The sequence below is a fragment of the Kitasatospora sp. NPDC085464 genome (assembly GCF_044541955.1).
Taxonomy (GTDB): domain Bacteria; phylum Actinomycetota; class Actinomycetes; order Streptomycetales; family Streptomycetaceae; genus Kitasatospora.
This window is the reverse complement of record NZ_JBITTM010000033.1, coordinates 70,717-88,936: the sequence shown is the minus strand read 5'-3', so window position 1 is coordinate 88,936 and position 18,220 is coordinate 70,717. Positions and strand designations below refer to the sequence as shown.

General features: G+C 75.3%; 12 protein-coding genes. 9 read left to right on the top strand and 3 right to left on the bottom strand.

Annotated elements, in window-relative coordinates; all coding sequences use genetic code 11:
* Window positions 1–131: 131 nt before the first annotated feature.
* Window positions 132–1,058 carry an ABC transporter ATP-binding protein gene (locus ACIGG8_RS27930; RefSeq protein ID WP_396551567.1) on the top strand — a complete coding sequence of 309 codons (927 nt, stop codon included), beginning with the start codon at window positions 132–134 and terminating at the stop codon, window positions 1,056–1,058.
* Window positions 1,055–1,927 (top strand): ABC transporter permease, encoded by an 873-nt coding sequence (locus ACIGG8_RS27925; protein ID WP_396551566.1) that lies wholly within the window; start codon window positions 1,055–1,057, stop codon window positions 1,925–1,927. Before ACIGG8_RS27930 ends, ACIGG8_RS27925 begins: the two co-directional genes overlap by 4 nt.
* Before the next feature lie 12 nt (window positions 1,928–1,939).
* Here the strand turns inward: ACIGG8_RS27925 and ACIGG8_RS27920 are convergent, their stop codons facing one another.
* Together ACIGG8_RS27920 and ACIGG8_RS27915 are read right to left on the bottom strand one after the other, a co-directional pair.
* Window positions 1,940–2,503 carry a DUF4291 domain-containing protein gene (locus ACIGG8_RS27920; protein WP_396551565.1) on the bottom strand — a complete coding sequence of 188 codons (564 nt, stop codon included), beginning with the start codon at window positions 2,501–2,503 and terminating at the stop codon, window positions 1,940–1,942.
* A gap of 125 nt (window positions 2,504–2,628) precedes the next feature.
* Entirely contained in the window at window positions 2,629–3,390 is a 762-nt protein-coding gene (locus tag ACIGG8_RS27915) for a tyrosine-protein phosphatase (protein WP_350521448.1), read from the bottom strand.
* Between the two features lie 242 nt (window positions 3,391–3,632).
* Between ACIGG8_RS27915 and ACIGG8_RS27910 the strand changes: the two genes are divergently transcribed.
* From ACIGG8_RS27910 to ACIGG8_RS27880, 7 genes are all read left to right on the top strand, one after another.
* Window positions 3,633–4,460, top strand: a complete 828-nt coding sequence (locus ACIGG8_RS27910; RefSeq protein WP_396551564.1) for a GntR family transcriptional regulator — start codon at window positions 3,633–3,635, stop codon at window positions 4,458–4,460.
* A gap of 145 nt (window positions 4,461–4,605) precedes the next feature.
* Entirely contained in the window at window positions 4,606–5,721 is a 1,116-nt protein-coding gene (locus ACIGG8_RS27905) for a PucR family transcriptional regulator (protein ID WP_396551563.1), read from the top strand.
* A gap of 276 nt (window positions 5,722–5,997) precedes the next feature.
* Window positions 5,998–6,831 carry a hypothetical protein gene (locus ACIGG8_RS27900; RefSeq protein ID WP_396551562.1) on the top strand — a complete coding sequence of 278 codons (834 nt, stop codon included), beginning with the start codon at window positions 5,998–6,000 and terminating at the stop codon, window positions 6,829–6,831.
* A gap of 151 nt (window positions 6,832–6,982) precedes the next feature.
* Window positions 6,983–9,013 (top strand): flotillin family protein, encoded by a 2,031-nt coding sequence (locus ACIGG8_RS27895; RefSeq protein ID WP_396551561.1) that lies wholly within the window; start codon window positions 6,983–6,985, stop codon window positions 9,011–9,013.
* A gap of 99 nt (window positions 9,014–9,112) precedes the next feature.
* Window positions 9,113–13,852 carry a DNA repair ATPase gene (locus tag ACIGG8_RS27890; protein ID WP_396551560.1) on the top strand — a complete coding sequence of 1,580 codons (4,740 nt, stop codon included), beginning with the start codon at window positions 9,113–9,115 and terminating at the stop codon, window positions 13,850–13,852.
* Between the two features lie 194 nt (window positions 13,853–14,046).
* Window positions 14,047–14,901 (top strand): methyltransferase domain-containing protein, encoded by an 855-nt coding sequence (locus ACIGG8_RS27885; protein ID WP_396551559.1) that lies wholly within the window; start codon window positions 14,047–14,049, stop codon window positions 14,899–14,901.
* Window positions 14,898–15,917 (top strand): aromatic ring-hydroxylating dioxygenase subunit alpha, encoded by a 1,020-nt coding sequence (locus ACIGG8_RS27880; RefSeq protein WP_396551558.1) that lies wholly within the window; start codon window positions 14,898–14,900, stop codon window positions 15,915–15,917. The genes ACIGG8_RS27885 and ACIGG8_RS27880 overlap by 4 nt, the downstream gene beginning before the upstream one ends.
* A gap of 452 nt (window positions 15,918–16,369) precedes the next feature.
* On the opposite strand, the gene ACIGG8_RS27875 is transcribed toward ACIGG8_RS27880, so the two are convergent.
* Complete coding sequence (locus ACIGG8_RS27875; protein WP_396551557.1) at window positions 16,370–18,121, bottom strand: FAD-dependent oxidoreductase; 1,752 nt, start codon at window positions 18,119–18,121, stop codon at window positions 16,370–16,372.
* Window positions 18,122–18,220 lie beyond the last annotated feature (99 nt).

The window sequence follows — 18,220 nt, the reverse complement described above, 5'->3', positions numbered from 1 at the left end:
GCGATGGTAGCCGCGCCCCGTTCGGCGGCGCATTGGCCGGCGGGCGTAATCCCCGGGGCCAGTGCGCCGGCCCGCATTTGTGGCCCGCCGCCCGACGCCCGGGCGGGGCGGCGACCGGCAGCGTTGTCCCCGTGATCGAGATCGAGCGACTGACCAAGAGGTACGGCGCCACCACGGCCGTCGACCGACTGACCTTCACCGTCCGGCCCGGCGCCGTCACCGGCTTCCTCGGCCCCAACGGCGCCGGCAAGTCCACCACGCTGCGGATGATCCTGGGCCTCGACACCCCCACCGGGGGCAGCGTCACCGTGGCCGGCGTGCCCTTCGCGAGCCGGCCGCGCGGGCTGCGGCACGTCGGCGCGCTGCTGGACGCGGGCGACGTCCACGGCGGGCGCAGCGCGAGGGCGCACCTGCGGGCGCTGGCCCGCAGCAACCGGATCCCGGCCGGGCGGGTGGAGGAGGTGCTGGAGGAGGTCGGGCTGGGCCGGGCCGCCGGGCGGCGGATCGGCGGCTACTCGCTGGGCATGAGGCAGCGGCTCGGCATCGCGGGCGCGCTGCTCGGCGACCCGCCGGTGCTGCTCTTCGACGAGCCGCTGAACGGGCTGGACCCGGAGGGCGTGCTGTGGGTGCGCGGGCTGTTCCGCCGCCTGGCCGCCGAGGGGCGCACGGTGTTCGTCTCCAGCCACATGATGGCCGAGATGGAGCACACCGCCGACCGCCTGGTGGTCATCGGGCGCGGCCGGCTGATCGCCGACGAGGGCCTGGCGGAGTTCTCCGCCCGCACCGCGACGACCTCGGTGACCGTCCGCTCACCCGAACTCCCGCTGCTGGCCGAAGCATTGCGGACGGAAGGCGCCGACGTACAGCTCCACGAGCCGCAGTCGGCGATCGTCACCGGGCTGACCGCCGAACGGATCGGCGAACTCGCCCTGCGACACGGCGTGGTGCTCGGCGAACTGACCACCCGCACCTCGTCCCTGGAGACCGCGTTCATGTCCCTGACCGCCGACAGCGTCGAGTACCCGGCGACCGAACACCCGGCTGGAGAACCCCGATGAGCACCACGAGCACCACCCTCACCCCCCTCGCCCCGACCGCCCCACACACCGCCGAACCCGCACCCCGCTTCACCGACCTGCTCGCCGCCGAGTGGATCAAACTCCGATCACTGCGGTCGACGTACTGGGTGCTCGCGCTCGCCTCACTGGCGGCGATCGTGGTGAACCTGAACGCCGTCCACAGTGACCTCCCGTACCTCGACCACCCGGGCCCACCGCCGCCCGGCTTCCCCCCGTACCGGTACGACCCGCTGTTCCACGGCCTGAGCAGCATGTCGAGCGACCTGATGGCGATCGCGGCCGGCAGCCTCGGTGCGATCACCGTGTTCGGCGAGTACACCACCGGCCTGGTCCGCACCACCTTCGCCGCCGTGCCGGACCGGCGCGCGGTGGTCACGGCCAAGGTGGCGCTGATCGGCGGGATCACCGCGCTCGCCGGGCTGGTGGTGTCGTTCGGCTCCTTCCTCGCCACCAACGCGATGCTCGCCTCCCGGCACGTCGGGCTCTCCATCGCCGACGACGGCTGCCTGCGCGCCGTCCTCGGCTTCGCGGCGATCGTGCCGACCTGCGCGCTGATCGGCATGGCGCTCGGCGCGGTGCTGCGGCACGCCACCGCCTCGATCGTGTCGCTGGTGGGGCTGATGTTCATCCTGCCGCTGATGTTCGGCGGGGACCGCTACCGCTGGCTCAAGGAGATCGGCACCCACCTGCCGCTCAGCACCGTCACCCGGCTCACGATCAACCCCGACTCCTCGACGACGATGGGGAAGTACGCGCCGACCGTGCTGGACTCCTGGATCACGATGGGCGTGTGGGCCGCCGTCTCGGTGGCGGTCACGGTGGTCGTGGTGCGGCGACGGGACGTGTGAGGTGCCGCGCCCCTAGCCGAGGCCGAGGCGCTGCGCGGTCGCGGCGGGCAGCGGGTACGGGCGCTCGGGCGGCAGCAGCCGCTGTGCCTTCGCCCCCTGCCCGCCGCGGACCAGCGCGGCGATCCGCCGCACCTGCGGAGTGAGGTCGGTGAGCCCGGTGACCCACTTCTCGGCGAAGGTGCGGACCAGCGAACGGCCGACGCCCACCTGGATGCTGTAGTGGTTGAGCGCCGCCCCGCGCAGCGTGCGCTCCGGATCCCACTGGACGTGGACCTCGGCGCGGGCCAGCTCGTCGGGGTGCGCCGTGGTCGGCACGGCCCGGGCCAGCGCGTCCTCCCAGCCCTCACGGGTGATCCGCACCGCCAGCACCCGGGTCTGCCCCGGCTTCTGCGCCCAGTTGCTGCGGTGCATCAGCCAGCGGAACGAGGGCTTGATCCACGTCATCCGGTGGAAGCCGAACGGCGCCACGAAGCGCCCCGCCGCCAGCGCCGCGTCCGCGACGGCGGGCGGGTAGGCCTGGTAGACCACGATCGTCCGGTCGTCGTAGTCGGCGCGGATCTCCCGCAGCGCGGTCATCGCGGCGCACCCCCTGGTCTTCCTGCTCCCCGGCGCATCCCCGCCGGGCACGCTGCCAGGGCGGGCGGGGCGGCGCAACGGAATTGCCGCGCGGGCGGGGCGGCGGGGCCCCGGGGGGCGCCGGGTCAGCTCACGCCGGCGCCGGCCTTGGTGCGGAAGGCGGTGATCGTGGCGGCCGGGACGCCGCAGGCGGGGAGGAAGGAGGCGGCGCCGCCGTGGTGGGTGCGGACGCGGTCGAGGAAGACGGACATGGCCTCGGCCGGGGCCTCCAGCAGGGGCGCGGGGATGGTGAGGTGGCGGCCCTGGGAGTCGGTGACGCGGGAGGGGGAGTAATCGTTGAGCGCGGCGCGGTGGCGTTCGGCGAGGCCCGCGAAGATCTGCGGGAGGGCGTCGGCGGTGCGGGCGTAGTCGGCGACGATGCGGTCCGCGGAGGCGCCCAGGAGGTCGAGGAGCAGGGCGGTCAGCAGGCCGGTGCGGTCCTTGCCCGCCGCGCAGTGCAGCAGGACGGCGCCGGGGCGGACGGTGGCCTCGACGGCGGCGGCGACCGCCTCGGGGGCGGACTCGGCCAGCAGCACGTAGAAGTCGCCGAGGTCGGCGGCCGTGGCCATGGTGCTCATCCGCGCGGTGAGGGCGTCGGCGGCGGGGTTCACCGGGGCCGCGACGACGGCTATCCCGGCGGCCTCGGCGGCGGCCCAGTCGGCAGGGTCGGTCTCCCGCAGGTCGCGCAGGTCGACGATCGTACGGATGTCGCAGGCGCGCAGCTGGGCGACGGTGGCCTCGTCGGCGGCCGGGAACGGCTGGGCGGAGCGGTACAGCACGCCGGGGCGGACCCGACGGCCCTCGGGGTCGCCGAGGACGGCGGCGTCGCGGAAGTTGACCAGGGACATGCGTGAGGCCTTTCGGTGGAGCCGCGCTCGGGAGGGGTGGGGCATCCGGACGGACATCTAGACGTCTAGATGTCTAACCCCTCCGGGGGTCGCCGGGCAAGCGGCGGCCGACGGCGCTCCCTCCATCCCACCCCCGTCCGTGCGCCGGGGCGACCCGGAGGGGCGGCGGTTCCGGGCGGCGGGCTCGGGGCGGCGGTTCCGGGCGGCGGGCTCGGGGCGGCGGGCTTCGTAGGATCGACCGTGTGGCGACCAACCCTCCGAGCACCCCGAGCACCCCGCTGTACCGCCGCCTCGCGCGACGGCTCCAGGAGCGCATCGACGCCGGCACGTACCCGGCGGGCGCCCGGCTGCCGAGCGAGCCGGAGCTGAGCACCGAGTTCGGCGTGAACCGGCTGACCGTGCGGCAGGCGGTCGCCGAGCTGGAGCGGGCGGCCGTGGTGGAGATCCGCCGGGGCGTGGGCACCTTCGTCCGCCCGCCCGCCGTCCGCGTGTCGATCACCGTGGACCCGCGCAGCCAGCGCTTCGACCTCGGCAGCGTCCACGCCGCCCTGCCCGCCGGCAGCCACGGCCCCGGCCCGGGCGGCGACGAGGGCGGCGACCGGGACGGCGGCCCGGACGGCGCTCAGGACGACGGCGAGTTCGTCGTCGCCGCGCCGCCCGTCACCGGCGCGGCGGAGGACGCGGAGGCGGCCCGCCAGCTCGGGCGCGAGCCCCGCGAGCTGTCCCGGGTGGACTCGGTGATCCGGCTGGGCGGCCGGGCCCGGGCCGCCTGCAGCTACTGGGTCCCGTTCGGCCCGCTGCCCGCCGAGCTGGTCCGGCCCGGGCGCCCCGGGAACCTCGTGCTGGACCTGGCGCGCGCCGCCGGAGTGGAGCTGGAGTACGACTGGCGGGCCTTCGGCGCGGTCGGCGCGGACCTCGCCGACGCCGAACTGCTGGGCGTCCCGCCGGGCACCGCACTGCTGGTCCGCGAGGGCGTCAGCTGCACCCCGGACGGCACCCCGGCCCTGTACGTGCGGCGGCGGATCGACGGCAGCAGCGCCCGGTTCGTGCTGCACTTCCGCGACCGCTAGCGCGGGCTCCCGGGCGGGCGGTGCCGAGGGGCGCAGGCCGGCGGCGCAGGGGCCCGCACGTGCGGCGGCACCGGCCTCCGACGGTATCGATCCTGCTAGTGTTCAGCGCCGAATCACCAGGTCGTTCGGGGGATGGCAGGACAAGGTGACCGAGGGGATCGAGCACGACATACCCACCGAGCTGGCCGAGGCCTACCTCGTCCTGCTCGCCGACGTCTCCCGCACCGGCAGGCTGCTGCGCCGCGACGAGCTGGAGGGTCTGCGCAGGCTCGGCGAGCACTGCGCGGAGGCCGGGTACGGGCTGCGCGAGGTGGTGGCGCACTGCCTGGCGGCGGCCCGCCGGGCCTGGCAGACGCTGCCCGGGACGGCCTCGGCGACCAGCGTCAACGAACTGCGCCGGATGGGCGACGCCGTGCTCGCCGCCACCGACGCCGCACTCGCCGCACTCGGCGAGGGGCACGAGCGCGCGCAGCGACTGGCGGTCCGTCAGGAAGAGGCGGCCAGGCGGGAGTTCATCGACGACCTGCTCTTCGGCCGCAGCGACCTCGGCCTGCTCGCCGAGCGCGCGGAGCGGTTCGGGCTGCGGCTGGCGGGCGCGTACACGGTGGCTGTCGCGGTGGGCGACGAGCCCTTCGCGGACGTGCACCCGATGGTGCACCGGGTCGAGCGGGAACTGGCCGGGCGGTTCGGCGAGCGGGACGTGCTGCTGGCCGGCAAGGACGGCCGCTTGGTCTGCATAGCCCCGGACTCCGAGCGGGCCGTGCTGGAGGCCTTCGCCGATCTGACGCTGCGCCCGGGCTCCGGCTACCGCCCGGTGCAGCGGGTGGCCACCGGCCGTCGGCACTCGGGGCCGAGCGGGGTCCTGCGCAGCTACGAGGAGGCGCTGGACGCGCTGGACTACGCGCAGCGCCTGAAACTGCCGGCCCGGCAGCTGAAGGCCGAGGAACTGCTGGTCTTCCCGGTGCTGATGCGCGACCGGGCGGCCATGGCGGACCTGGTGCGCAGCGTGCTCGGCCCGCTGACCGAGGCGCGCGGCGGCGCCCGCCCCCTGCTGGACACCATCGCGGTGCAGGCGGAGGCCGCGTACGTGAACGCGGAGGCGGCACGGCGGCTGGGGCTGAGCGTGCGGACGCTGGGCTACCGGCTGGAGCGGATCAAGGCGCTCACGGGGTACGACCCGTCGGACGCGCTGCAGCGCTTCACGCTGGAGACCGCGGCGATGGGCGCGCGGCTGCTGAACTGGCCGGAGCAGCCGCTCTAGGCCCGACGTCCAGCCCGACGTCCGGCCCGTCATCGAACGCTCGCCGAACCCGCCCGCCGGACGCTCGCCGAGCCCGTTCGCCAAACCCGCGCGGGCCCGCTGCGACAGTCCGGCGGCCGTTCTGTTGCCCGGCTGTTGCAGTGTCACGTGGGTCGCGCGTACCAGGGTGTCAAAGAGCCGTAAAGATTGCCGGATCCTGGCAATGTGCGGCCGGCTCCTCCACTGCCATGATCTCCCCGGCGCCGAAGCGCGGTGCCGGGGGAAAGGCGGGGGAGCGTGGCCGGGACGGGGGAATTCTTCGCGGCCGCGCTGGCCTTTCCGGCCGCGCTGTTCAGCTTCGCGCTGGTGGTCGTCGTCGGGTACTGGCTGCTGATGCTGCTCGGCGGACTGGGGTTCGACGCCCTGCACGGGGGGCACGGCGTCGGGCACCACCTGGATGCCGGGCACGTCGGCCATGTCGGTCACGTCGGTCACGTCGGCCATGCGGGTCACGTCGGGCACGGTGCCGGGGGGCACGGTGCCGGGGGGCACGGTGCAGGGAGCCACGTGGCACACGGGGGCCACGGGGCACACGGCGGGCACGGCACCGACGGGCGCGGCTCCGGCGGGGGGAACGGGGGTGACGGCACCCGCGCGGGGGCCGGCCACCACGAGGGCGTGCTGGACGCGCTCGGGCTGGGCGGCGTGCCCGTGACGGTGGCGGTTTCGCTGCTGGTCGCGCTCGCCTGGTTCGTCAGCCTGGCCGGCACCGTGCTCACCTCGGGGGCGCCGGCGCGCGGCGGAGTGTTCGCCGTCGCGCTGGTCGCCTCCTGGGCGGGCACCCGGGTGCTCGTCAAGCCGCTGCGGCGGCTCTTCCCGCAGGACCGGCCGACCACCCGGGGGGACTTCGTCGGCCGGGTCTGCGTGATCCGGACCGGCCGGGTGACGGCCGACTTCGGGCAGGCCGAGGTCACCGCCGAGGACGGCTCCACCGCGACCGTCCAGGTCCGCACGACCACCCCGGAACCCGAGCTGACCGTCGGGCGGACCGCCCTGATCTTCGACTACGACGCCGAGGGCGAGCACTTCCTGGTGGCGCCCTTCGACCCGTCGCCGCCGGGCCTCACCTGACGGCCCGAGCCCGACAGCCGAACCCGACAGCCGAACCCGCCGGCCCGGACCCGCCGGCCCGGACCCGCCGGATCCCGTCCGGCGCCCTCCGTCGGTTCACTTCCCCAACTCTCCTGTTCGCACCGTCTCGCCATCGTCAAAGGACTCCGTGATGGACACCATCGCCGTGGGTTTCGGCGTACTCGTCGCCGTCGTGCTGCTCATCGTGCTCGCCATGCTGCTCTTCGTGGGCCGCCTGTTCCAGAAGGTCGAGCAGGGCAAGGCACTGATCGTCTCCCGGACGAAGAAGGTGGACGTCACCTTCACCGGCGCGATCGTCCTACCGGTCATCCACAAGGCCGAGCTGATGGACATCACCGCCAAGACGGTGGAGATCCACCGGGCAGGCCGGGACGGCCTGATCTGCCGCGACAACATCCGCGCGGACATCCGGATCTCCTTCTTCGTCCGGGTGAACAAGACCGTCGAGGACGTCGTCAAGGTCGCGCAGTCGATCGGCACCGCCCGGGCCAGCGATCCGCAGGCGATCCAGGACTTCTTCGCGGCGAAGTTCGCCGAGGCGCTCAAGACCGTCGGCAAGCAACTGGACTTCACCGACCTGTACACCCACCGGCACGAGTTCCGGGACCAGATCATCGCGGTCATCGGCACCGACCTCAACGGCTACACGCTGGAGGACGCGGCCATCGACCACCTCGAACAGACCCCGATGAGCCAGCTGGACGGCGACAACATCCTGGACGCCCAGGGCATCCGCAAGATCACCGAGCTGACCGCGATCGAGCACGTGCGCACCAACGAGTACCAGCGCACCGAGGAGAAGGAGATCACCCGGCAGAACGTCGACGCCCGGGAGACCGTCCTGGAGCTCGAACGGCGCCAGGCCGACGCCGAGATCCGCCAGCGCCGCGAGATCGAGACCCTGCGGGCCAAGGAGGACGCGGTGATCGCCCGGGTGCAGGAGGAGGAGCGGCTCAACGCGCAGACCGCGTTCCTGCGCACCGAGGAACTGCTCGGGGTGCAGCGGGAGAACCAGGCCCGCGAGGTCGCGGTGGCGCAGAAGAACCGCGAGCGGGTGATCGCGGTGGAGAACGAGCGGATCGAGAAGGACCGCCTGCTGGAGGTCGTCGGCCGCGAGCGGGAGACCCAACTCGCCTCGATCGCCAAGGAGAAGGAGGTCGAGTCCGCCAAGCGGGACGTCGCCGACGTGGTCCGCGAGCGGGTCGCGGTGGACCGGACCGTCGCCGAGCAGGAGGAGGCCGTCAAGACGCTGCGCGCCACCGAGGAGGCCGAGCGCGTGCGCAAGGCGGTCGTCATCCAGGCCGAGGCGGAGGCCCAGGAGAAGCTCGTCAAGGACATCAAGGCCGCCGAGGCCGCCGAGCAGGCCGCCACGCACAAGGCCCGCGAGGCGCTGGTGCTGGCCGAGGCCCGGCAGCAGGCCGCCGAGCTGGACGCGGCCGCCAAGATCCGGATGGCCGAGGGCGTCCGGGCGGAGGCCGCCGCCGAGGGTCTGGCCCGCGTCCAGGTGCGGGAGCAGGAGGCCGCGGCCGTGGAGAAGGTGGGCCTCGCCGAGGCCGTCGTCCAGGCCGAGAAGGCCAAGGCCGCCGCGCTGGAGGTCGGCGCCAAGCTGAAGGCCGAGGCCGAGGGCCTGACCGAGAAGGCCGCCGCGATGGCCAAGCTGGACCAGGCCTCGCGCGAGCACGAGGAGTACCGGCTGCGGCTGGCCGCCGAGAAGGACGTCCGGCTGGCCGGGCTGGACGCGCAGCGGCAGATCGCCGAGGCGCAGGCCGCGCTGGTCGCGACCGGACTGGAGAAGGCCAAGATCGACATCGTCGGCGGGGACTCGGTCTTCTTCGACCGGCTGGTGCAGTCGGTGACGGCCGGCAAGAGCGTGGACGCCTTCGTCGGCCACTCGCAGACCGCGCAGACCCTGGCCGGCCCCTGGCTGGACGGACGGGCCAGCTTCACCGAGGACCTCACCCGGGTGCTGTCCTCGGTCTCCACCGCGGACGTGCAGAACCTGACGGTCTCCGCGCTGCTGATGCAGCTGATCGGCTCGGGCGCCGGCGCGCAGTCCGGGCAGCTGCGCCAACTCCTGGAGTCGGCACGGAAGCTGGGCATCGCCGAGACCCCGATCGGGACGCTGGCCGGTGGCGGCGCCGCGCTGAACGGCTCCAAGTAGCCTACGGCTCCGGGCAACACCGGCTCCGGGCAACGGGCAACACCGCTCCGGGCAACACCGCTCCGAGCAACGATCCGCCGAGTACCTGAGGAACTGACCGTGGACGTCCTCGACGACCGGCTCGACGCCGGCACCTACGAGGTCCTGCGCGACCGGCTCGCCCGGGCCGCCACCGAACTCGCCGACCGCGCAAAGGCGTTGAACGCCCGCCGGGTCGAGGAGTTCGGCGGCGGGGAGCTGCGGCTGACCGGCACCGGGCGGCTCACCACCGCCCGGGCCTGCCTCCCGCAGGACCTCACCGCCGCCGGCGGGCTGCTCCTGCTCGGCACCCGACCCACCGAAGTCGCGGACGGAGCCGAGGACTTCACCGACGTCCTCGGCCTCCACGGCCCCGACCTCTCCCCCACCCCCGCCGAGGGCACCCTGCTGGACGACCCCCGGCTGCGCCAGGACCTCGCCGACCTGCGGCGCTACTTCCGCGACGCCCGCCTCGAACGCCTGCGGCCGGTGGACGGGCGGCTGCTCGCCGTCTTCCGCACCGGCCCGGCCGCCACCGACGTCCGGGTGCTGCGCTGGCGCCTCGACGACGACGCCGACGACGCCCGCCCCGCCTACCTGGACGGGCGCGGCGAGCGCGACCACACACCCGCCGACGGGCAGCAGCTCGCCTGGACCGCACTGACCCGCGACGACCAGCTGCCGGCCGGCCCCGGCCGCCCGCCCCGCGCCGACCTGGCCGGAGAGCTCCACCTCGGCGTCGACGGCGGCCGGTTGACCCTCACCACCCCGGACGGCCGCGAGCTGCACCACGAGCCGCTCGCCGACGCCCTGCAGACCCTCGCCGACGCGCAGATCGCCCACGCCCGCCTGGGCACCCTGCTGCTGGTCCGTGTGCGCCCGTACCAGGAGGAGGGCGTCCGGCACCTGGTGGTGCACCTGCCCACCGGCAAGGTCACCCGGATCGACGCGCTCGGCCGGGCCTGCCTGCGGCTGCCCGCCGACCAGGGCGTGGCCTTCCCTGGCGGCTGCCACCTGACGGACGGCACCGTACGCACCTTCGACCAGCCCGTGGACGGCCTGGTCCACGAGCGCACCGTCGTCTCGCCGAACGGCGAGGACGTGCTGTACGAGTTCCGCTCCCCCGCCGACGGCCGCGCCCTGCTGCAGCCGTACAACAGCGTCCGCCAGGAGGCCGCCGCCCCGCTGTCCTGCCAGGGGTACGCACTGCTCGCCGACGGCACCCTGATCGCGCTGCGCCCGGCCGAGGACGGGCCCACCCGGCTGCACCCCGTCCAGCTCTGGCAGACCCCGTTCACCAGCGAGCGCTTCGCCGCCCGACAGCCGCCCGGCACCGGGCCGCTGGCCCGCATCGGCAACGCCGACCTGGTACGCGGCCTGGCCGACTGCCTCGCGCTCGCCCGGCTGGCCGCGGCCGGCGCCGACACCCCGGCCGGCCACCGGGCCGTCCTCGCCGCCTGCACCCGCACCGCCGACCGCCACCACTGGCTCGGCCAGAGCGGCCTCGGCGACCTCGCCGCACCGCTCGCCGAGATCCGCGACACCGCCCGGCAGGTCATCGCCGAGTACGAGGCGATCGCCCAGCTCACCGCGCACGCCGCCCGGCAGACCGACGAGGCGGCCGAACACGTCGAGGGCCTGCTGCGCACCGCCCGCGGCGAGACCCTGGCCGACGCCGCCGAGTGGGTCGACCGGCTCGCCGCGCTGCGCCGCGCCCAGGGCCGGGTCGAGGCGCTGCGCGACCTGCCGCGGGCCGACGCCGAGCGGATCGACGCGCTCGCCGCGCACCTCACCGAGGGCCTGGCCGAGGCCGCCGAACGCGCCGTCGGCCGGCTGGCCGAACCCACCGCCTTCGAACCGCACCGCCGGCGGGCCGCCGAACTGGCCGAGCAGTGCGCCGTGATCGCGACCGCCGCCGAGGCCGAGCCGCTGGGCCTCGAACTGAACGCCCAGAGCGAGGCGCTGCAGACCGTCTCGGAGCTGGTCGGCACCCTCGACCTGGCCGACGCCACCACCCGCACCGCGATCCTGGACCGCCTCGCCGACGTCCTCGGGCTGCTCAACCGGGCCCGGACCGCGCTCACCGTGCGCCGCCGGGAGCTGCGCACCCGCGAGGCCGCCGCCGAGTTCGCCGCCGAGACGGCCCTGCTCGCCCAGGCCACCACCGCCGCACTCGCCGCCGCCGACACCCCGGAGGCCTGCGACGACCAGCTCGGCCGGCTCCTGCTGCGGATCGAGCAGCTGGAGACCCGCTTCGCCGACGCCGACCCGGCCCTCGGCGACCAGCTCGCCGAGCGGCGCACCGCCGTCCACGACGCGCTCACCGCCCGCCGCCAGCACCTGCTGGAGGAACGGGCCCGCCGCGCCGACCGGCTCGCCGCCTCCGCCGAGCGGATCCTCGACACCCTGCACCGGCGCCTGACCGCGCTGGACACCGCCGCCGAGATCGACGCCGCGCTCGCCGCCGACCCGACCGCCGTCAAACTCCGCGACCTCGCCGGACAGTTGACCGTGCTCGGCGACCGGGTCCGGGCCGAGGAGCTGACCGGACGGCTGCGCGCCGCCCGCGGCCGCGCCCACCGTGCCCTGCGCGACCGCGCCGAACTCGCCGGGGACGGCCCCGGCACCCTGCGGCTGGGCCGGCACCTGTTCGCCGTCACCACCCAGCGGCCCGAACTCGCCCTCGTGCCCTGGCGCGGGCGCCCCGCCTTCACCCTCACCGGCACCGACTACCGCTCCCCCGTCACCGACCCGGCCTTCGCCGCCACCGAGCGCTACTGGGAACGCCCGCTGCCCTCGGAGACCCCGCAGCTCTACCGCGCCGAGTACCTCGCCGCTAGTCTGCTGCTGGCCGCCGAGCCGGGCTCGCTCTCCGCCGACGCGGACCTGCTGGACCACGTCCGGCGGGCCGCCGAGCAGCGGCCGGACGAGGGCTACCAGCGCGGCGTGCACGACCACGACGCGGCGCTGCTGCTCCGCGCCCTGATCGAACTCGGCTCCGACGCCGGCCTGTTGCGGCACCCGGCGGCCGCCCGGGCGGCCGCGCAGCTGTACTGGGCGCACGGCGCCGACGAGCGGCAGCGGCTGCTCTGGCACACCCGGGCCCGATCGCTCGGGCTCGCCCGGCAGGCCTTCGGCGGTGTGCCGGCACTGGACGGGCTGGCCGCCGAACTCTCGCGGGCCGTCGCGGAGTTCGACCCGGAGTCCGCCGGCCCCGGGGCGGCCGACGCCGGACCGTACCTGGTGGCCGAACTCACCGCCGAATCACCCGCGTTCGCCTACTCGGCGGGCGCGGCCGCGCTGCTCGACAAGTTCCGCGCCGCCCCCGAGTCGGCCGGTCTCACCGAGGCGCTGGCCGCCCTGCCCGACGAGCCCGCGCTGCTGCCCGTACGGCGCCAGCTCGCCACCGCCTGGCTGACGGCGGGAGCCGCCGACGCCGATCCGGCCGACCTCGCCGAGGCCGCCGCCGTGCTGCTCTGCCCGTCCCTGCCGCGCCGGCCGGTGGACGCCGCCGTGGCCACCCGGCTCACCGGACTGCTCGGCGACCATCCGCGCCTGGCGGGCGGCGCGCTCGACCTCCGACTGGACGAACTGCTCGCCCGGGTCAAGGAGTTCGAGGAGGTCGAGGTGCCGGGACACCGGGCCTACCGGAAGCTGCGCGGCGAGCTCCTGGCCGCCGAGCACGCCCGGCTGCGCCTCGACCAGTACCGGCCCGCCCCGCTCAACGGCTTCGTCCGCAACCGGCTGATCGACCAGGTGTACCTGCCGCTGATCGGCGACAACCTCGCCAAGCAGCTCGGCACGGCGGAGTCCGGCGGACCGGTCGACCGCAGCGGCCTGCTGCTCCTGGTCTCCCCGCCCGGCTACGGCAAGACCACCCTCGTCGAGTACCTCGCCGAGCGGCTCGGCCTGCTGCTGGTCTCCGTCAGCGGCCCGGCGCTCGGCCACCGCGTCACCTCGCTCGACCCCGCCGAGGCGCCCGACGCCACCTCCCGGCGCGAGGTCGAGAAGCTCAACTTCGCCCTTCATGCCGGCGACAACGTGCTGCTCTACCTGGACGACGTCCAGCACACCTCGCCCGAGTTCCTGCAGCGGTTCATCCCGCTGTGCGACGCGCAGCGCCGGATCGACGGCGTCCGGGACGGCGAGGCCCGCGAGTGGGACCTGCGCGGCAAGCGCTTCGCCGTGGTGATGGCCGCCAACCCCTACACCGAGTCCGGCCGGCTCTTCCGGCTGCCCGACATGCTCGCCAACCGCGCCGACGTCTGGAACCTCGGCGACGCCGTCGCCGGGCGGGACGACCTCTTCGCGCTCAGCTTCATCGAGAACGCCCTGCCCGCCAACCCCCACCTGGCCCCGCTCGCCGCCGCCGAGCGCGCCGACCTGGACACCCTGCTCGCCCGTGCCGCGGGCGTCCCGGGCGGCACCCTGACCGGCGCCTGGCCGGCCGCCGAGGTCGAGCGGATGACGGCCGTCCTGGCCGGCCTGCTCCACCTGCGCACCACCGTCCTGGCCGTCAACCGCGCCTACCTGGACTCCGCGGCCCAGGACGACCGCACCCGCACCGAGCCGCCGTTCCTGCTCCAGGGCTCGTACCGCAACATGGCCAAGCTCGCCCAGCGCCTCGACCCGGCCCTCACCCGGCCCGAGCTGGACGCCCTCCTCACCGACCACTACCGCGCCGAGGCCCAGCCGCTGGGCGCCGAGGCGGAGGCACAGCTGCTGAAGCTGGCCGAGCTGCGCGGCGCCCTGACGCCGGAGCAGGCGCAGCGCTGGGAGGAGCTGAAGCGCGCCCGGCGGGGGCAGGGCCCGGGTCTCTGACGACCGGGGCTCCCGGCCTCGCCGGAACTCAGCGGGCCTCGCCACCTGTGTCGGGGCCCGCCGGGGCCTCACTGTGCCGCCGCGCGCACCGGTCCGCTGATCAGCCGGTCGGACGACCACACAACACGCCCCACCGGGGCAACCCTCCGTGGCGCCGCCGGGTCGCGCCCGAGGCCCGCGGCTAGCGTGTCCGCATGGGCGCTCAGCAACTCGATCTGACCGGGCTGCGCCGGGTGTACGGGCGGGCCGGGAGCCGGTGGTTCTACACCCGGGTGGCGCGCAACGCCCGGCACTGGGGGTGGACGGAGCCGGGGCAGTCGAAGTGGCGGCTGTGGCGGGCGCAACAGCAGCTGGAGGACGTGCTGGGGCGCAAACTGGCGCTGCCGGTCGGGGCCCGGGTGCTGGACGCCGGGTGCGGGGCGGGAGTGGTGGCGCGGGCGATGGCCGCGCGGTTCGGACTGGAGGTGACCGGGGTCGACGTGCTGGACTTCCACCTCGCCGAGGCCCGTCGGCTCAGCGTCCGGGCCGCACTGGACGACCGGACCGCCTTCTCCTGGGGCGACTACCACCGGCTCCCGTTCGGGGACGACGAGTTCGACGGCGCCTACTCGATGGAGACGCTCGTCCACTCCTACGACCCGCCGCGCGCCCTGGCCGAGTTCCACCGGGTGCTGCGCCCGGGCGGGCGACTGGTGCTGCTCGGTCCGATGAGCACCGTCCCGCTGGACGAACTGAAGCCTGGCGCACGGGCGTTGCTCGAACCGTACCTGGACGCGATGACGATGACGGGCGCCAAGCTCTACCACGCCCGCAACCTGCCGCGGCTGCTCGCCGACGCCGGGTTCGAGGTCGAGGAGGCGCTGGACGCGACGCCGTACTACACGCCCACGTCGGAGGCGGTGTACGCGTACTTCCGGCTGCCGTGGGAGGTCCTGCGGCGCTTCGGCGACCCGGCGAAGTGGCTCAACCTCCGCTCCACGGTGGAGATGTACGCCGTCCGCGAGTACATCGCCTGGTACGTCCACACCGCCGTCAAGCCGGCGCGGTGACCTCCGCCGTGGACGGGCGCCCGGCGCCGCTGCCGTACCCGAGCGGCTGGTTCTGCGTCGGCCGGGCCCGGGACCTGCCGCCCGGGCGGGTGCGGACGGCCCGGCTGATGGGCGAGGACGTGGTGCTGTACCGGACCCGCCGGGGCGCGGTGCGCGCGGTCGGGCCGCACTGCCCCCACCTGGGCGCGCACTTCGGCGCCGGCGGGACGGTCCGGGGCGAGGAGCTGGTCTGCCCGTTCCACGGCTTCGCCTTCGGTCCGGACGGTTCGTGCACCGGGGCGCCGGACGGCACCCGGCTCCGCGCGTCGCTGACGACGCACCACCTCCGCGAACGGGACGGCGCGCTGTTCGTCTGGCGGGGCCCGGACGGGCAGCCGCCCGGGTGGGAGCTGCCGCCGGCGGTCGGGGTGCGTCCGCTCGCCTGGTGGAGCGGGGAGGTGCGCTCGCACCCGCAGGAGGTGATGGAGAACAGCGTCGACTTCCGGCACGTGAGCGTGCTGCACGGCCTGGACACCCGGGAGACCGCGCCGCCGGAGGTGGACGGCCCGCTGTTCACCGTCCACCAGCGCACCACGACCCGCTTTCCGGGCCTGGGCGCGGTCAGCCTGGAGCAGCCGGTGACGCTGGCGGGGCTGGGGATGATGCGACTGACGGCCGAACTGCCGCAACTGGGCAGCACGTTGCGGGTCTGGGTGCTGGCGACACCGGTCGCGCCGTGGCGGACCAGGGTGTGGTTCGCGGCGACCGTTACGGTGCCGGTGTCGGTGCCGACATGGGCGCCGGTGTCGGCGCTGGTGCCGGCGCTGGTGCCGGGAAGCGGGTCGGCGAAGGCGCTCGACCGGGCGGCGTCCTGGCTGGCGCTGCAGGCCTCGGTGCGGATCATCAAGCAGGACCGGCCGGTGCTGGCCCACAAGCGGTACCTGGAGCAGCCGCGGCTCGTTCCCGGGGAGCGCTCGATCGGACTGTTCCGCCGCTGGGCCCGGCAGTTCTACCCGGAGGCGAATCCCGCGGACTGACCCCGGCCCCGGGGCGCGGCCAGGGACTCCCACACCGGGTCGGGCAGCCCGGGGACGGACCGTCCCTCCGCCTGCCACCGCCGGGCCAGCTCGGCATAGATGGGAGCCTCCGGATCGGGTTCTCCGGGCGGCTCCAGCCCATGCAGGATCGTTTCTTCGGCCGGCCACCGCCGCGGGACCGGCATCACCCCAAATCCACTCACACCCGCCCAACGCGCCCCGGGCGCGCCGGGACACGGTTCCGTCAACCGGACGGCCCGCACATCAACCCCTCGCGCGCTCCGGTCGGGGCAACGGAGAGAGGGCGCGAGGGGATGCGAGGGGGCGTGAGGGGATGCGAGGGGCGCTGCTGCGGGCAGGGGTTCGCGCGCAGGAAGTCAGTCGGGCCGGCTTCCTGCGCGGCCGTGTGCATGCACGACGCCCGACGCACGACGCGTACGGCGCCCTGCCGCCTACCGTCGGCGGCCCGCCGCCAGCAGCTCGGACACGGTGGCGAGCTTCACCCGGGGCCGCCCCTCCGCCTCGCCCCGCTCGCGCTCGGCCCGGTCCACCGCCCGCAGCTCCTTCAGCCCGACCGCGTCCGGCCGACGGCGCCGCACCAACCGGTCGAAGTCCTTGCGGCCCGCCTCCGGTACCGGCAGCACGCGGGCGGCCGCGTCGTCCAGGAGTGCGTCCACGGTCTCGCGTGCGCAGGCCCGGTTGGCACCGATCCCGCCGGACGGGCCGCGCTTGGCCCAGCCCACCACGTACGTCCCCGGCAGCGGCTGCCCGGTCTCCGGGTCGACGACCCGGCCGCCCCGGTGCGCGACCGTCCCCGCCCGCTCGTCGAACGGCAGCCCCGGCAACGGCACCCCGCGGTGCCCGGTGGAGCGCACCACCAGCCCGGCCCGCAGCACCTCCCGCTCCCCGGTCGGCTCGACCCGGCCCCCGTCCACCGGCCTGGTCCGCTCGACGGTCAGCGCCTCGACCCGCCCGTCCCCGGACAGCTCCACCGGCGCCGACAGGAACCGCAGCACGATCCGCCGCCCCGCGCCGGGCTCGGCGGCCCCGTCGTACGGGACCAGCGGGAGGCCGGCGAGCAACGCCGCCCGCGAGCCCGCGGGCGGCGACGCGGCGCCCGGGCCCGCTTCCTCGGCCGACGCCGACGCCGACGCCGACGCTTCCTCCGCCTCCGCTGACGCCGCCCCCGCCGCCGACACCGCTGCGTCGATGGCGGCCCGGACCTGCGGGTGGTCCTCGACCACCACCTCGACGCCCGGCAGCTGCCGCAGCGCCAGGAACTCCGCCGCGGTCCACGCCGCCTGCTCCGGACCGCGTCGGGCGAGCAGCACGACCTCCCGCACCCGGCTGCCGCGCAGCGCGGCGAGGGCGTGGTCGGCGATGTCGGTGGCGGCGAGCCGGTCGGGGTCGGTGAGCAGGATGCGGGCGATGTCCACGGCCACGTTGCCGTTGCCGACCACGACCACCCGCTCCGCCGACAACTCGACGGCGTCGGCCGGCACGGTCGGATCGGCGTTGTACCAGCCGACGAAGGCGGTCGCGGGCAGGCTGCCGGGAAGGTCCTCACCGGGGACGCCGAGCCGGCGGTCGGCGGCCGCACCGACGGCGTACACCACCGCGTGGTGGTGCGCGGCGAGTTCCCGGTGGGTGACGTCCGCACCGACCTCCACGTTCAGGTGCATCCGCAGCCGGGGGTCGCGGAAGACGCTCGCGAAGCTCTCCGCGATCCGCTTGGTCGACTGGTGGTCGGGCGCGACGCCGTACCGCAGCAGACCGCCGGTGACCGGCAGCCGGTCGATCATGGTGATCTCGGCGCTGGTGCTGCGCAGCAGTTCCTGCGCGGTGTACCCGGCCGACGGCCCGGTGCCGACGACGGCGATCCGCAGCGCGCCGAGCTCCCCCGGCAGGCTGCGCGGAAAACTGGGCCGGCCCCAGGCGTGGTCGTTGGGGTGGTCACGGAACCAGTCGCGGTTGAGGTCCCCGAACACGGTGTCCGGACCGCGCAGCCGGTCGACCGGGAACACCGCGTCCACCGGGCAGGCGTCCGCACAGGCGCCGCAGTCGATGCACGCCTTCGGGTCGATGTACAGCATGTCGGTGGTGCCGAACTCCGGCTCGTCCGGGGTCGGGTGGATGCAGTTGACCGGGCAGACGGACACGCACGAGGCGTCGTTGCAGCAGGTCTGGGTGATCGCGTAGGCCATGGCCGGAGTGGGTCCTCGCTGCGCGTCGGGGGGGTGGCGTCGGGGGTGGCGTCGGGTGCGGTGGCAGGGGGCTTCGGTGGGCACGGGGGTGCGGCGGTC

Excerpts from the sequence above, each read along its gene's own strand:
- ACIGG8_RS27920 (WP_396551565.1), bottom strand. The coding sequence starts at position 2,503 with ATGACCGCGCTGCGGGAGATCCGCGCCGACTACGACGACCGGACGATC.
- ACIGG8_RS27875 (WP_396551557.1), bottom strand. The coding sequence starts at position 18,121 with ATGGCCTACGCGATCACCCAGACCTGCTGCAACGACGCCTCGTGCGTG.
- ACIGG8_RS27915 (WP_350521448.1), bottom strand. The coding sequence starts at position 3,390 with ATGTCCCTGGTCAACTTCCGCGACGCCGCCGTCCTCGGCGACCCCGAG.
- ACIGG8_RS27925 (WP_396551566.1), top strand. The coding sequence starts at position 1,055 with ATGAGCACCACGAGCACCACCCTCACCCCCCTCGCCCCGACCGCCCCA.
- ACIGG8_RS27885 (WP_396551559.1), top strand. The coding sequence starts at position 14,047 with ATGGGCGCTCAGCAACTCGATCTGACCGGGCTGCGCCGGGTGTACGGG.
- ACIGG8_RS27895 (WP_396551561.1), top strand. The coding sequence starts at position 6,983 with ATGGACACCATCGCCGTGGGTTTCGGCGTACTCGTCGCCGTCGTGCTG.